The sequence below is a fragment of the Amycolatopsis sp. CFH S0740 genome, from assembly GCF_004522315.1.
Lineage (GTDB): Bacteria > Actinomycetota > Actinomycetes > Mycobacteriales > Pseudonocardiaceae > Amycolatopsis > Amycolatopsis nivea.
Genome location: NZ_SDLS01000037.1, coordinates 1 through 14,852, shown reverse-complemented (window position 1 = coordinate 14,852; position 14,852 = coordinate 1). Strand labels below are relative to the sequence as shown.

At 69.2% G+C, this 14,852-nt stretch carries 11 protein-coding genes; 9 read left to right on the top strand and 2 right to left on the bottom strand.

All coding sequences use genetic code 11. The features are described 5' to 3' along the window. Positions 1-501 precede the first annotated feature (501 nt). From EIZ45_RS39560 to EIZ45_RS39545, 4 genes are all read left to right on the top strand, one after another. On the top strand, positions 502-1,479 hold the full coding sequence (locus tag EIZ45_RS39560) for a LysR family transcriptional regulator (protein ID WP_134667813.1): 978 nt from the start codon (positions 502-504) through the stop codon (positions 1,477-1,479). After that, entirely contained in the window at positions 1,466-2,443 is a 978-nt protein-coding gene (locus EIZ45_RS39555) for a class I fructose-bisphosphate aldolase (RefSeq protein ID WP_134667812.1), read from the top strand. The genes EIZ45_RS39560 and EIZ45_RS39555 overlap by 14 nt, the downstream gene beginning before the upstream one ends. Positions 2,444-2,533: 90 nt before the next feature. Beyond that, complete coding sequence (locus EIZ45_RS39550) at positions 2,534-3,520, top strand: fructose-bisphosphatase class II (RefSeq protein WP_134667811.1); 987 nt, start codon at positions 2,534-2,536, stop codon at positions 3,518-3,520. Then, a complete protein-coding gene (locus tag EIZ45_RS39545) occupies positions 3,513-4,538 on the top strand; it encodes an HAD-IIA family hydrolase (RefSeq protein WP_043832396.1) in 1,026 nt (341 codons plus the stop codon). The genes EIZ45_RS39550 and EIZ45_RS39545 overlap by 8 nt, the downstream gene beginning before the upstream one ends. Before the next feature lie 100 nt (positions 4,539-4,638). Here the strand turns inward: EIZ45_RS39545 and EIZ45_RS39540 are convergent, their stop codons facing one another. Beyond that, complete coding sequence (locus EIZ45_RS39540) at positions 4,639-5,109, bottom strand: ribose-5-phosphate isomerase (RefSeq protein WP_043832394.1); 471 nt, start codon at positions 5,107-5,109, stop codon at positions 4,639-4,641. A gap of 479 nt (positions 5,110-5,588) precedes the next feature. On the opposite strand from EIZ45_RS39540, the gene EIZ45_RS39535 reads away from it, so the two are divergent. The 4 genes from EIZ45_RS39535 to EIZ45_RS39520 all read left to right on the top strand — a co-directional run bounded on the left by EIZ45_RS39535 (position 5,589) and on the right by EIZ45_RS39520 (position 10,955). Beyond that, positions 5,589-6,143 carry a manganese efflux pump gene (locus tag EIZ45_RS39535; RefSeq protein ID WP_235146721.1) on the top strand — a complete coding sequence of 185 codons (555 nt, stop codon included), beginning with the start codon at positions 5,589-5,591 and terminating at the stop codon, positions 6,141-6,143. A 19-nt stretch (positions 6,144-6,162) separates the two neighbouring features. Next, on the top strand, positions 6,163-8,370 hold the full coding sequence (katG, locus tag EIZ45_RS39530; protein WP_205670216.1) for a catalase/peroxidase HPI: 2,208 nt from the start codon (positions 6,163-6,165) through the stop codon (positions 8,368-8,370). A gap of 433 nt (positions 8,371-8,803) precedes the next feature. Further along, complete coding sequence (locus tag EIZ45_RS39525; RefSeq protein ID WP_043832392.1) at positions 8,804-9,259, top strand: MSMEG_3727 family PQQ-associated protein; 456 nt, start codon at positions 8,804-8,806, stop codon at positions 9,257-9,259. Positions 9,260-9,275: 16 nt separating this feature from the next. After that, positions 9,276-10,955, top strand: a complete 1,680-nt coding sequence (locus EIZ45_RS39520) for a PQQ-dependent dehydrogenase, methanol/ethanol family (RefSeq protein WP_043832390.1) — start codon at positions 9,276-9,278, stop codon at positions 10,953-10,955. A 356-nt stretch (positions 10,956-11,311) separates the two neighbouring features. Here EIZ45_RS39520 and EIZ45_RS39510 read toward each other — a convergent pair whose 3' ends face one another. Further along, complete coding sequence (locus tag EIZ45_RS39510) at positions 11,312-12,706, bottom strand: DNA-binding protein (RefSeq protein ID WP_043832389.1); 1,395 nt, start codon at positions 12,704-12,706, stop codon at positions 11,312-11,314. 482 nt (positions 12,707-13,188) lie between these two features. On the opposite strand from EIZ45_RS39510, the gene EIZ45_RS39505 reads away from it, so the two are divergent. After that, positions 13,189-14,640, top strand: coding sequence for a DNA-binding protein (locus EIZ45_RS39505; RefSeq protein WP_134667810.1), 1,452 nt, complete (start codon positions 13,189-13,191; stop codon positions 14,638-14,640). The last annotated feature ends 212 nt before the right edge of the window (positions 14,641-14,852 follow it).

Below are 14,852 nucleotides of genomic sequence, written 5' to 3'. Positions count from 1 at the left end.
GCTGGAGTGGCTGTCAGCCTCGGTAAAAGTAACCAGTGGCTTCAGCGCAAACCTCGACGACCGTGTACTCCGGCGTTTCCCACTTCACGTTATTTCCTCCTGTAGAAGGATTCCGGGCGAGTGCTTCGCCGGGAAGCATCCGCGACGCGGCGCGAGTGCGGCCACCGATCTGAGCCGGACGGACGGGAAATAGCCACGGACGGCGGTTTTTCGGTGCCGAGCGGGATAAAATCCTTATCCGCCAAGGCGTTTCGCCGCTCGACGGCCAGCGGGGAAGGCCGGAAACCCCCGCAGGTGACGTACTGTGCACCGTTCGTCTTCGCAGCGGCTACGTTCGTGTCCCTCGGATTGACCAGGCTCACCGGCCAGTGCAGGCTCAGTGCACACCGCGGGTCCCGTGACCGCGGGTCGCGCAATCCGCGCACCGTCAGCGCTGCTTTCTCAGGCACAGTACGACGTATTCCGGAGCGAGAGGGGGAAATCGTGGTTCTTCCCTCAAAAATGCCTCAGCTCGCCGACCTCGACCTGCTGCTGTCCGTCGAACGCTACGGCAGCGTGGGGAAGGCGGCGCAGGCGCACAGCCTTTCCCAGCCCGCGGCCAGCATCCGGATCAGCGCCATGGAACGCAGGCTCGGCCTGCGGCTGCTCGAACGGTCCCCGACCGGGTCGAAGCTGACCGAGGAAGGGGAAATGCTCGCGAAGTACGCCCGCAACGTGATGCACGCGGCGCGGGAGCTGCTGGAGTTCGGCTCCGGTTCGTCCAGCGCGAGCAGGTTGCGGGTCGCGGGCAGCCCGGGCGTGTCCGAGCACCTGATCCCGGAATGGCTGAACCGGTCCGGCCTCTCGTTCGGCGAGGTGCGGGTGGAGGTGCGGACCGGCCGCGTCGACGAGCTGCGGCAGCTGATCCGGGCCGACCAGGCCGACGTCGCGTTCATCGACGGCTGGTGCCAGGCCGGAAGCCAGCTGCCGAAACAGTTCCGGGAAGGCCTGGTCACCAAGTACATCTGCGACGACAAGCTGGCCGTGGTCGTCGGGGCGGTGCATCCCTGGGCGAAGCGGCCCGGCCCGGTGACGGTGGAGGAGCTCGCTTCGGCCCAGCTGGTGGTGCGCGAGCGGGGATCCGGTCTCCGCGAGTTCACCGACGAACTGCTGGGTTCCGCGCGTGCTTCGCGAAGCTACGTCGAACTGCCCTCCAGCGCGGCGGTCAAGCAGGTGGTCGCCGCGGGCAGACGGGTGACCGTGCTGAACATCTCCACCGTCCGGTCCGAGATCGCGGACGGCAGTCTGCGGCTGGTCCCGGTCGAGCAGGAGATGCCGGCGAAGCCGATTTACGCGGCGTGGAGCGAACGCCGGGGATTGCCCGGGCACGCGAAGGAGCTGGTCGAGATCGCGGCGGCGAAGGGCAGTCCCCTGCCAGGCCCGCGGCCTGGCCCGAAAGTCACTAGCACAGGAGGAGTAACAATCGATGTCCACTCTTAACAAGATCGCTCGCATCATGGTCTCCGACCGGCGCGGAATCCTCGCCGCGGACGAGAGCATCGGGACGATGTCCTCCCGGCTCGAAGGGGTGGGCGTCGAAGCGACCGAGGAGAACCGGCGCGTGTACCGGGAGCTGATCGTCACCACCCCCAAGCTCCCGGAATCGGTCAGCGGCATCATCCTCGCCGACGAGACGTTCCACCAGAAGCTGTCGAACGGCCAGACGTTCCCGCAGTTTCTCGCCGACCGCGGCATCCTCGCCGGGATCAAGGTCGACACCGGGGCGAAGCCGCTGGCGGGCGCACCGGGCGAGAACGTGACCGAAGGGCTCGACGGACTGCGCGATCGCGTGAAGAACTACGCGGCGCTCGGGGCGACCTTCGCCAAGTGGCGCGCGACGATCACGATCGGCGACGGCCTGCCGTCGGACCGCGCGGTGCGGGCCAACGTGCACGCGCTGGCGCGGTATGCCGGTCTGTGCCAGGAAGGCGGCATCGTGCCGATCGTCGAGCCCGAGGTGCTGATGGACGGTTCCCACTCGCTGGCGAAGTGCAAGCAGGTGACGACGTCCGTCCTGCGCGCGCTGTTCGACGAGCTGAGCCTGATGCAGGTGCAGCTCGACGGCATCGTCCTCAAGCCCAACATGGTGGTCGCGGGCAAGGACTGCCCGGAGCAGCCGTCGGTCGAAGAGGTCGCGAAGGCCACTGTGGACGCGCTGCGGGAGACGGTGCCGTCGTTCGTGCCGGGCATCGCGTTCCTGTCCGGCGGGCAAAGCCCGGAAAAGGCGACCGAGCACCTCGCGGCGATGCAGAAGCTCGACCCGCTTCCGTGGGAGCTGACCTACTCGTTCGGACGGGCGCTGGTCGGGCCGGCGCTGGAGACCTGGCGAGGCGACGAGAGCAAGCGGGAAGCCGCTCAGCAGGCGCTCTCGGAGCGTGCGGTGGCGAACGCCGCGGCTCGCTGATCGCCCGACGAGAAGACCCGGCCGGTGCGAGCGGCGGTTCGCACCGGCCGGGCCGGGTCGAGGAAATCTGCCCGTTCGCGCACAGGATGGATGTCTATGCAGAGCCAGGAATGGGGCCTTGCCGCCGCGGCGGCTGCCCGGCGCCCGGACGACGCCCTCGCCCTCGAACTCGTGCGCGGCACCGAGGCCGCCGCGCTCGCGGCCGGACGGTGGGCCGGGCACCGCGACGACAGCGCCGAACTGGCCGCCATAGACGCGATGCACACGTCGCTGCGCTCGGTGGCGATGGACGGCACAGTGGTGCTCGGGGTGGGCTCTCCGGACGATTTCCCCGCCCTCTTCCACGGCGCGGAGGTGGGCACCGGCGAAGGCCCGGTGTGCGATATCGCGATCAGCATCGGCGACGGCGCGCTGTCGGAGGCCAGGGATGTGCCCCGCGCGCTGACCGCGGTGGCGGTCAGCGCGCGCGGCGCGATGGCCGGCCTGGCTCCGCGGCACAGCATGGAGAAGCTGGCGGTCGGCCCCGGTCTCGCGGACGTCGTCGACATCACCCGCCCGGTGGCGGAGAACGTGCGGAGGATCGCCGGGGCGAAAGGGATGCGGGTGTCGGAGGTCGTCGTCGCGACGCTCAATCGACGTCGGCACGTGGAGTTCGCCCGCGAAGTCCAGGACGCCGGTGCGCGGGTCCATCTGGTGGAGGGCGGCGAGATCGCGGGCGCCGTCGCCGCGGCGCGGCCGGAGAGTCCGGTCGACATGTTCCTGTGCATCGGGAACGCCGTGGAAGGGGTCGTCGCTGCCGCCGCGTTGTCCTGCCTAGGCGGATCGATGCAGGCGCGGCTGGCACCCGAAGGTCCCGCGGAGCAACCGGCCGCGGTTCTTCGCACCGAGGACCTGGTGGGCAAGGAGAGCGTGGTGTTCTGTGCCTCCGGGGTGACCACCAGCGAGCTGTTGCGCGGTGTCCGGAACGACGGCGAGGGCTGCACGACCACGCGGTCTCTCGTGCTGTGCTCGGATCCGGACACGGTGCGGACGATCCAGTCCGAACACCGGTATGTCAGGGAGCGCGGCCGTGGGTGAGGCCGAACCTCTGCTCGCGCGCTATCGCGGGCTGATCTGCGACCTCGACGGAGTGGTGTACCGCGGGGCTTCCGCTGTCCCGCACGCGGTCGAGACCCTGAACGACGCGGCCGCATGCGGACTGCCTGTCGTCTTCGCGACGAACAACGCGTCCCGTCCGCCCGCGGACGTCGCTGACCACCTGCTTGAGCTGGGCCTCGCCGGGGACGGCTGGTCGGTGGTCACCAGTTCTCAGGCGGCCGCGGCGTATCTGGCCGAGCGGCTGGCTCCTCGCGCGCGAGTGTGCGCGGTCGGCGGCCCGGGCGTTGCCCATGCGCTGGCCGAAGCCGGGTTGACGCCGGTCCGGGTCGCGGACTTGGCGGGCGCGCCAGTCGAGGCGGTCGTGCAGGGACTCGGCCACGACATCACGTGGCGCGAGCTCGCGGCTGTCGGGTATCTGGCGGAAGCCGGAGCTGCCTGGGTGGCGACGAACATCGACCGCACGCTCCCCACGCCGTACGGGAAGGCGCCGGGCAACGGCGCGCTGGTCGCCTTGGTGCAGACGGCGACCAGCGCTTCCCCGCACGTGGTCGGAAAGCCGAAGGCGGCCTTGTTCGACTTGGCTCGCGCTCGGCTGGGCACTGCTCCGCCGGACACTTTGGTGTGCGGAGACTTGCTGGGCACCGACATCGAGGGGGCGAACGCCGCGGGCCTTGACTCGCTTTTCGTGCTGAGCGGATCCTCCCGGCTCCGCGATCTGGCTTTCGCGCAGCGGCGTTCCCGCCCGACGTATGTCGCTGCCGACGTGAGCGGGCTGCTCGCGCCCGCGCTGCCGCTGGGGATCGCCTCGGCCGAGTGCATCGCCGGTTTCGGGCAGGATGGCGTCCCGTCCTTGCCGAGCGTCGCCGACAACGGCCGTTTGCTCCAGGCGGTCGTCGCCGGTGCGTGGGCGGCTCGCGACGGCGGCAGGGAGATTTCCGACGACGCGCGGCTGTGGGAGCGGATCGAACAGCAGCTTGGTGTCGCCGGTCCGGGGTGATCCGGGCGCGGCCGCCGAGAAGGGAGCGCGCCGCGTTCTGCCCGCAGGCTGAGCGAGCCGATCACTCCGCCGCTGTCCGGTTCCGGACAGCGGCGGACGGTCATTTTCCGGGCAGGGCGGGCGGTTCGCCGGTGCGTTCGTACTCCGTCAGCAGGTCGATCCGCCGCTGGTGCCGTCCGCCCTCGAATTCGGCGGTGAGAAACGCGTCGACGATGCGCTCGGCCTCTTCGACGGTGTGCATCCGCGCGCCGATGCCGGCCAGCAGGGCGTTGTTGTGCTGGCGGGCCAGCCGGGCGGTGTCCTCGTTCCAGGCCAGTGCCGCGCGTGCGCCAGGCACCTTGTTGGCCGCGATCTGTTCCCCGTTGCCCGAACCGCCGATGACGATGCCGAGGCTGCCTTCGTCGGCGACGACGCGCCGCGCCGCCTCGACGCAGAACGGCGGGTAGTCGTCGCCCGCGTCGTAAACGGCGGGGCCGACGTCGGTCACTTCGTAGCCGAGGCCGGAAAGCCGTTCGGCGAAATGGTTCTTGAGTTCGAGTCCGGCGTGATCGGAGCCAAGATAGATTCGCACGGCGGCGAGTCTAGTGCCGGTCCCGGCGGATGGGCGGGAAACCTTTGCCGGACAGTCATTGGAATGCGTTATAGGCCGGTGCCGGGGCGTGCGCCGCCGTCGCCGGGGCGTGCGCGGCCGCTCCCGCTCGTCGACGGCGGCGCACCGTTCGGCACCGGTTGCCGACCGCTGGTGCACCGCCGGTTGCTGCCGCCGTGTTAAGGCGAAGAAGCTGGATCGTGACCGGGAGATTTCGTGACGGTGTCGTCGAGATCGAGCGGTTTTCGGGAGCAGCCAGCAGAAGGAGAACGACATCATGTGGGAAACCCCGGAGTACACGGTCATCGAGGTGTGTGCTGAGGCCACCGGCTACTTCTACCGGCGCTGACAGCCCGGCCGCACCGGCCGTGTTCCGCGAATAGGCATGGGCGCGAGGTTCCGGACGCGGGACCTCGCGCCCATCTCCGAGCGCGCTCGATCCCCCTGGAGAGGCGGTCCCCGTGAATCTCGAATTTCTTCCGCTGGTGGCGCTCGCGTTCGGCCTCAGCCTGGACAATTTCCGCTCGTCGATCGCGATCGGAACCATCCCGTTCGGCTGGCGCCGAGCGGTGCAAGTCGCCCTGGTCTTCGGCCTCTGGGACGCGCTGGGCCCGCTGCTGGGCGGGGTCGCCGGCCGCTACCTCGGCGAATTCGTCGGCGACTGGGGCGAGTACGTCGGCGTGGCCGCGCTGGGGTTGTACGGCCTGTATTTCCTCGTCTCGGCGATCCGCAACCCGGAGACGGAAGCGGACGACCTGGACCACCCGTGGGTGACGCTCTTCGGGCTGCCGTTCTCGCTCACCGTCGACAACTTCCTCGCCGGGGCCGGCCTGGGGATCGCCGGATTCTCTTTGGTGATCCCGATGTTCACCTTCGGCGCGATGACGGTGGTGCTGTCGCTCGCCGGGCTGTTCGTCGGCCGGATGGCCGCCAAGGTCATCCGGATCCGGGCGGATCTGCTCAGCGGCATCTCGCTCGTCGGCGCGGCGGTCCTGTTGCCGCTCGCCTTCGACTGAACCGCGGGGGAGGACCGCGATGCCCGAGAATCCCGACACCCACGTCTATCGCACCTACGACCAGGTGCTGGCCGGCTCCGGCCGGTCCGGCAGGCGGAATCCTCCTGCGGCGGGCGGGAAACCCGACGACTGGTGGCCGCACCGGCTCGACCTGAAGGCGCTGCGCCGGAACGTTCCCGCGAGCGACCCGATGGGCGCGGATTTCGACTACGCGCACCACTTCGCGACGCTCGATCTCGACGAACTCGCGCGGGACGTCGACGAGGTGCTGACGAACTCGCAGGAGTGGTGGCCCGCCGACTTCGGCCACTACGGGCCGCTGGTGCTGCGGATGGCCTGGCACGCCGCGGGCACCTACCGCGTCAGCGACGGCCGGGGCGGGGCCGGCACCGGGATGCAGCGCTTCGCTCCGTTGAACAGCTGGCCGGACAACCGGAACCTGGACAAGGCCCGCCGGCTCCTGTGGCCGGTGAAACGCAAGCACGGCCGCAAGATCTCCTGGGCGGACCTGATGGTCTTCGCGGGCAACCGGGCGCTGGAGTCCATGGGCTTCAGGACATTCGGGTTCGGCGGCGGCCGCGCGGACGTGTGGGAGCCCGACGAGACGTACTGGGGCCCGGAACGCAAGTGGCTGGCCGACGAACGCCACCACGGCCTGCACGAGCTCGACGAGCCGTTGGCAGCCGAGGAAATGGGGCTCGTCTACGTCGATCCGCAAGGCCCGGCCACCAATCCCGACCCGGTGCTGGCCGGTCGCGACATCCGCGAGACCTTCAAGCGGATGGGGCTGAACGACGAGGAAACCGTGGCGCTCATCGGCGGCGGGCACACTTTCGGAAAAACGCACGGCCCGGCGGACCCGAACGCGACCGGCGGCCCCGAACCCGAGGGCGCGCCGCTGACCGCACAGGGCCTCGGCTGGCTGGGCGGCAAGGGCCCCGACGCGGTGACCAGCGGGCTGGAGGGCATGTGGACCCGCACCCCGGTCACCTGGGACCACACCTTTTTCGAAACGCTTTTCCAGTACCGATGGGACGTCGAGCTCAGCCCGGCGGGCCTGTGGCAGTGGATCCCGAGCGGCGGCGAGGGCGAGGGCACCGTTCCGGATCCGTTCGACCCGGACGCGAAACACCATCCGGTCATGCTCACCACCGACCTCGCGCTGCAGGAGGACCGGGTCTACGCGCCGATCGCGCGGCGGTTCCTCGAGAACCCGGAGGAGTTCGAGGACGCGTTCGCGCGCGCCTGGTTCAAGCTGACGCACATCGACCTGGGACCGATCGAGCGCTACCTGGGCCCGCTCGTCCCGGCGGAACGGATGATCTGGCAGGACCCGGTGCCGGAGGCGGACCACGAACTCGTGGACTCCGGCGACATCGGTGCGCTCAAACGGGAAATCCTCCGCTCCGGGCTGACTGTGGCGCAGCTCGTTTCGACGGCATGGGCGTCCGCGTCGACCTATCGGGACAGCGACAAACGCGGCGGGGCGAACGGCGCGCGGATCCGGCTGGAACCGCAGCGCGGCTGGGCGGTGAACGAACCTGAGCGGCTGGACGTCGTTCTGGCGGTTCTGGAAGGGATCCAGCGGCGATTCGCCGCGTCCGCGCGAGGCGGCAAACGCATCTCCCTGGCCGATCTGATCGTGCTCGGCGGATGCGCCGCGGTGGAACAGGCCGCCGCGGCGGGAGGATGTCCGGTCGAGGTCCCGTTTCGGCCAGGGCGCACCGACGCGACCCAGGAATGGACCGACGTCGCGTCCTTCGGCGCGTTGGAGCCGGCAGCGGACGGCTTCCGCAATTACCTGGGCAGCGGATGCCGCATGGCCCCGGAACACCTGCTGATCGACCGGGCGAGCCTGCTGACGCTGACCGCGCCGGAGACGACCGTGCTGGTCGGCGGATTGCGAGTCCTCGGCGCCAACCACGGGGGATCCCCAGCCGGGGTTTTGACCGCGGCCCCGGGTGTTCTGACGAACGACTTCTTCGTCAACCTCCTGGACACGGGAACCGAGTGGGAGCCGCGCGGCGACGGCTACGAAGGCCGCGACCGGGCCACCGGAAAGGCGAAGTGGACGGCGAGCCGGGTCGACCTCGTCTTCGGCGCGAACGCCGAACTGAGGGCGATCGCCGAGGTCTACGCCGGCGACGACGCGCGCGAGAAGTTCGTCCGGGACTTCGCCGCCGCCTGGGCGAAAGTCATGGAACTCGGCCGGTTCGACCCGCGCTGAGGATCCTCTCGTGCTGAGGGTCGTGAAGGGCTCCTTGAGGGAATCTGGTTCCCGCAAGGAGCCCTTCACGACCCTCGCCGCCGATCTGACTCAGGGTTCCCCTCACAGACGTCAGCTGGAGCGGAGAAGCAACGCGGCCCCGTCGATGCTGCGCGTCGCCGTAACGACGCCGCGCGCCGCGCTGCTGAGAAAACCCAATGTGTCCATTGTGGACTGTACCGGTGTGGTCCCGCGCACACGAGCGGTACCAGCCGGCGGGGGAACGGCGCCGATCCGCCCTTCGGTGGCAACGGATATCGGAATTGCTTTCCCCGGCGTAGGGTCGGATTTCGTTACCGGCTCGGGAATTTCCCCGGTCGACCCGGTAATCGATGCGGGTGCTTCGGGAAAACTGTCAGAAGGTTCACGTGTGCTGACGAGGAGGTGACGTCCGATGACCATTGCCGAAGAGCGAGAAGACCTCTTGGCGGAACTCAGCGGACAGAACAAGGCGACCATCGGAGCCGTGCTCGGCACGGGCTCGGTCGGCAAGGCGACCGAGCGTGCCGACGGCACGATGGAAGCGACCATCCGGATTCCGGAGGACGCGATGCAGTGGGAGCCGGGGATCCTGATCCTGCCGCACGGCGGCATCCTCGAGCTGACCATCATCAACGACGACAAGAACACGCACGCCTGCCTGCTCCCGAGCAACGGCGACCGGCAGTTCATCGGCCTGCTGAACCACTCCAAGGGCAGCGCGCGGCTCGAACTGGACGGCCCCGGCTGCTACTGGTACGGCTCGCCGGCCGGCAACGACGAGGGCAGGGGCCTGACCGGAGCCATCGTCGTCACCGGCGAGGTGCCGCCGGAAGCCAAACTCGACCGACCCGCCCAGCCGCGGCCGTGAACCGGGAGGAACAGTCATGACCCTCGAATACGTCGACGCCGGCCGGGCGTTCAACCACAACAAGCTTTCCAACATGCCGCACAGCGCTCCGGACGTGACGAGCGGCATCAATTACGAGCGCATTCTTCAGGCGCGCAGCGAATCCCAGAACTGGATCACCTATTACGGCGCCTACGACGGCCAGCGGCACAGTCTGCTGGACCAGATCAACGCCGACAACGTCAAGAACCTGAAGGTCGCCTGGATCCACCAGGCGAGCGCGACCGGCGTGATCGCCTCCACCTCGACCTACGCGTTCGAGGCGTGCCCGATCGTCGTCGACGGCGTCATGTTCGTGACCGGCTGGGACGGCTGGCTCTGGGCGCTCGACGCGCGGACCGGCGAGCAGCTGTGGCGCTACAAGCACGCGATTCCGGTCGACGTGACGCTGTGCTGCGCGAACGTCAACCGCGGCTGCGCGGTCGCCAACGGCAAGGTCTACATGGTGACCCAGAACGCCCAGCTGGTGGCTCTGGACGCGACCAACGGCGAGAAGGTCTGGCAGAAGACCATCGGCGACGTGCGCGCGGGCGAGAGCGCTTCGATCGCCCCGCTGGTCATCAAGGACACCCTCATCACCGGTTCCGCCGGCGGCGAGTACGGCGTCCGCGGCCACATCGACTGCTGGGACCTCGAGACCGGCGAACAGCGCTGGCGCACCTACACCGTCCCGAAGCCGGGCGAGCCCGGCTCGGAGACCTGGCCCGCCGACGGCGAGGCATGGCAGCGCGGCGGCGCGAACCACTGGGTGACCGGCACGTTCGACCCGGAGCTGAACCTCTACTACGCGGGCACCGGCAACCCGGCTCCCGACTTCGACGGCGAGGTCCGCGAGGGCGACAACCTCTACACCGACAGCGTCGTCGCGCTGGACGTCGACACCGGCGAGATCAAGTGGCACTACCAGTTCACCCCGCACGACCTGTGGGACTACGACTCCACGATGGAGATGACCCTCTTCGAGCGGGACGGCAAGAAGCTGCTGGCCCACTTCGACAAGAACGGGTACATGTTCGTCCTCGACCGCACCAACGGCGAACTGCAGCACGTCACCCCGTTCGTCGACCGGATCGACTGGGGCGTCATCACCCGCGACGGCAAGGTGACGCCGCGGAAGTACCCGGACAAGGAAGGCGAGCCCTGCCACTTCTTCCCCGGCCCGGCCGGCGCGAAGGAATGGACGCACGCGTCGTACAACCCGAACCACGACCTGTTCTACGTGCCGGTCGCCGACGTGGGCGCCACTGCCACGCGGCGCCGTCGCGAGTTCAAGGAAGGCATGCCCTACTGGGGCGCCGCCGTCGAGGTCGACATCGACAACATGGCCGGTTCGGTCAGCGCGTTCGACTCGCACGGCGAGGAGAAGTGGCGCTACCGGATGGATCTGCCGATGGCCGCGTCGACGCTCAGCACCGAAGGCAACGTGGTGTTCGCCGGCACGCCCGCCGGCGAGTTCATGGCGCTGCACGCCGAGACGGGCGAAAAGCTCTGGAGCTTCCAGTGCGGCAGCGGGCACCACAGCAGCCCGAGCACCTATTTCCTCGACGGAAAGCAGTACATCACGGTGCCGGTCGGCTGGGGCGGCTGGCTCGAGGGAATTGTGCCCGGCATGTCCGGCCAGGGGCACGGCGCCGCGGTGATCACCTTCTCGCTGTGACCGGAGAATCGGTGTCGGCGGGAGACTCCAGGAAAATTGCCGGGAGTTTCCGTTAGTGCCCGCCCGGTGCTCGAATCGCCCCGACGATTCGAGCACCGGGCGGGCTTTTTTCCGATATGCAACGACCGGAAAGGCGAGCTGGAATGAGCCAGTCGTCGACAGCGAAGCCGGAACCCGGAGCCGAACTGCTTTCCTGCTGGAATTGCGGGGAGGATTACCGGCCGGAGGAGCGTGCGCGCCACACCGAACCAGTGCAGTGCGGGCCGTGCATCGTGTGCGCCGGAAAGCCGGCGTGCTGCAGTTGCCGTCTCATGTATTGCGTGTGCGAAGTGCACCGGTACCGCGGCTGAAGCGCGTCAGATCGCCAGCGCTCGCCGCACCGCCGGGGTGTTCCGCCGGGAGACCGGAACCATGGTTTGTTCCTGGTCGTCCATGACCAGGTACAGCTCGCCCTTGAACCGGCGTTCGACCTCGCGGATGCGGCTCAGGTTCACCACGTACTGGCGGTGCACTCGCAGGAAGCCCGCGTCGCCCAGTTCGGTTTCGAGCTTGTCGAGGCCGGGAGAGGCGGAGCGCAGCCGTCCCTGGTCGGTCGACAGCCACACGTCGTTGCCGTCCGACTGGGCGAACGAGACTTCCGGAAGCCGCAGCAGCACCATGCGGTTTTCGCGGGTCGCGACCATCCGGTGCGGCTGCGCCCGCTGCGGGCCGTCCTCGCCGGACCGGGGCAGGGGAACCCCTTCCGACGTCCCGAAGGTGACCAGGTTGCCCAGCAGGTGCCCGGACAGGAACACCGGCCGGAAGCTGATCGGCATGGGTTCGGCGGCGAGCCTGGTGAAGATCTGAGTCGAGCCGAGCCAGTCGTGATTGCGCGTCGCCTGTTTCGCGGCATAGACGGAAGCCTGGATGAATTCCGGCAGTTCCGGTTTCCATCGCACGGCGGGGTCGGGGGCGGGCGTCGAGCCGGGAATGCCGAGAAGCACGCTCGCCGTGTCGTCGGCGAGCACGACCCGCCCCGAGGGGTCGACTGCCGCGAGCGCCGCGCTCGAGCGCGCCCTGGCTTCGTTGAAGGCGGCCATCAATTGAGCACCGTCGTCTTGGGCGCGCCGGCGAAGAATGCGCTGGGTCATCGTGGCGGCGTTGCTGAGCCAAGCCCCGGCCGCGCCGGGAAGATCGCCGCGCCAGCAGGAAATGTTGAGCACCGCGACCGATTCCCTGGTCACCACGTCCCGGATCGCGACGCCGGCGCAGTTCCAGTCGTGGAACGCCTGGCACCAGTGTTCCGCGCCGCGGATCACCACCGGCGCGTAGGACATCAGCGCGGTGCCCATGCCGTTCGTTCCGGTGGCCCCTTCGGACCAGCAGAACCACGGCGCCAGATTGGCCTCTGCGGCGACGGTGCGGGTGGCCGGGTCGCCCCATTGGGCCAGGACCCGTCCGCTCGCGTCGGTGATGGTGACGATGCCGCCGCCGGCGTTGACCTCGTGCGCGAGCGCGGCGGCGCGGAAGCCGAGTTCCGCGATGACGACGTCGCGCTCCAGCGCCTGGTCGACCTCGGCGACGGCCACCGGGGCTTCGGTGAGCAGCGGATCGACCCGGAACTGGTCCCGGCACCGGTGCCAGGAGATCGCGACCTCGGGCCGCACGCCGCGGAGGTCGTCCTCGCCCCGGGCGAAACGTTCCCAGGCCTGGTACACCGTTGCTTCGCCACGGTTGCGTGCTGCCGCGTCGAGCCGGCGTACGTCCGCCATGTGAGACCGCCTTTGGTCCGGTGCAGATCCGAACGGGTGCGGCCCGGGTCGTCCGGGCGCTCACGGAAGCTAAGCTCCGGCTCGGCGCGGCGGCAAGCCGAGCGGGATGACTGCGGGCGAATGCCGGATGAACGGCGGCGGAACGAGGACGACCGGCGGTCGTCCTCGCACCAGCGGCGGACCGGCCCGGACCGGGCCCGCCTGCCCTACCCTTCGGAGCGCGCGGCGTGCGCTTGACCTGGGCGGCGCCGCACGGAACGATTTTCCGCCGAACGGCCACGAGCCGGGAACATCGTCCCGTATGACGGGAAATCCGGATCGCCCGCCCGCGGCGGGACAACGATCTTGTTTGTCTACAACTTCGTGACTGGGCGACGCGGACATGTCTTGTAATGCCGCGCTACGCCGAGTTACGTTGGTTACCGCTGTCACAGCCCGGCGGTCCCAGGGACCCCGGTGCTCGAGGCGACGAGGAGGTCGCGATGACCGTGAGCGTGCCGCCGTTGGCGATTGCACCGAGTGGGTCCGGCAGACGCGGCGACCAGGCGGGCGGCTCGCTGGAAACCTCGTCGTCAGCGAGAGAAGTGGCTCAGGCCTGGGAGAGCTTCGCCGCGGGGGAGGACATCGAAACCGGCGTCCGCCCGGAGATCCTGGCGTCGTGGTACCGGTGCCGGGACCGCTACGAGGTGGACCGGACGCTGGACGTCGCGCCGGGCGCACGGGGCGACGACGTCCAGCGGCTCGACAACGGCGTCATCTTCACGACGCTCGGCGGCCTCGGCGCGCTGGCCGGTCGTGAAGTGGAGCAGGACGGCGCCGTGGTCACGGTCGCGGACGGCGACGGGCGCGTCCTCGGCGCGTGGGGCGATCCCAGCGCGCGGCGGCGGGCCGAACTGCACAATCTCGCCCCGTGGTCGTCCTGGTCGGAGCAGTGCACCGGCACGAACGGGATGGGCACGTCGCTGGAGGTGTCCGGTCCGGTGACCGTGACCGGGCCGGAACACTGGTGCGAAGCGTTCCACCGGTGGTCCTGCGCGGGCATCTCGGTCCGCGACGTGGTGACCGGTTCGCCGGTCGCGTCGATCAACATCTCGCGGTGGAACGCGGCGTTGTCCGAACTGGTGCCCGCGTGGCTGACGAAGGCCGCCGCCTGCGTCGAGCAGGAGATCTACCGGCGCGCCATTTACGAGGCCGACAAAGTGATCTCCGAGTTCAACCGCAAATGCGATCAGGTCGCCGATCCGTTCCTGGCGATGGACCGCGGCGGCAACGTGATCGCGGCGAACGACGAGGCGGTGTCGCTGCTCGGGCTGACTCCCGAAAGCGGTATTTCACCGGGCGCGACCGAACCGGCGAAACGCTGGACCCCGGACATTTCCGGGCTTCCCGAAGTAGTGCGGTGGGCCAAGGAACGCGCGCAGGGGCCGGCTCGCTGGAGCGGCTACGCGTGCCTGCCCGTGAGCCCGGGAGAGGACGCCACCCCGGTGACCCTGCGGCCGGTCCTCGACTCGGACCACGTGGTGGGGATGCTGTGCGTGTTCGGGGTGCGAGAAGGGGAACCGTACGAGGAACGCGCGGAAGCCGCGGTCGGCCCGCTGCCCCGGCGGATCGTCGGGATCCGCAACGAGCGGCTGGTGCTGCTCGCCCCGTCGGAGATCCGCTACGCCGAGGCCGACCGGAACATCGTGTGGCTGAACACGGAACGGGGAAGGATCCAGGCCGCGACCCGGGGACTGGACAACATCGAGCGTTCGCTGCTGTCCTGCGGGTTCAGCCGGGTGCACCGGCGGTTCCTGGTGAACCTGCGCCGGGTGGCCGAGCTGGAACGGGGCATCAAGGGCGAGCTGTTCCTGATCATGGACCCGCGGTCGCACGAGTCGGTTCCCGTGTCGCGGCGGCAGGCTCCCGAGCTGCGGAGGATGCTCGGCATCTGAGGTTCGCGGCCGCTCAGCGGGGCTCGCCAGACGGTACGTGAGGGCCACCCTGAGGGAATCAGATTCAATGCCAGGAACTTAAGCGGTGCCGATTCCGCCCGCTGACCGTCCACACGAGACGCCAACGGCACCGAAATGCCCGGTTAACGGTCATCTGACTGATGCTTGAGGTTCGTGAGGGCCACCCTGAGGGAATCTGATTCCCTGTTCAG

Coding starts and splice junctions, on each gene's coding strand:
- EIZ45_RS39525 (WP_043832392.1), top strand. CDS start 8,804: ATGACCATTGCCGAAGAGCGAGAAGACCTCTTGGCGGAACTCAGCGGA.
- EIZ45_RS39555 (WP_134667812.1), top strand. CDS start 1,466: ATGTCCACTCTTAACAAGATCGCTCGCATCATGGTCTCCGACCGGCGC.
- EIZ45_RS39560 (WP_134667813.1), top strand. CDS start 502: ATGCCTCAGCTCGCCGACCTCGACCTGCTGCTGTCCGTCGAACGCTAC.
- EIZ45_RS39520 (WP_043832390.1), top strand. CDS start 9,276: ATGACCCTCGAATACGTCGACGCCGGCCGGGCGTTCAACCACAACAAG.
- katG (WP_205670216.1), top strand. CDS start 6,163: ATGCCCGAGAATCCCGACACCCACGTCTATCGCACCTACGACCAGGTG.
- EIZ45_RS39505 (WP_134667810.1), top strand. CDS start 13,189: ATGACCGTGAGCGTGCCGCCGTTGGCGATTGCACCGAGTGGGTCCGGC.
- EIZ45_RS39510 (WP_043832389.1), bottom strand. CDS start 12,706: ATGGCGGACGTACGCCGGCTCGACGCGGCAGCACGCAACCGTGGCGAA.
- EIZ45_RS39550 (WP_134667811.1), top strand. CDS start 2,534: ATGTCTATGCAGAGCCAGGAATGGGGCCTTGCCGCCGCGGCGGCTGCC.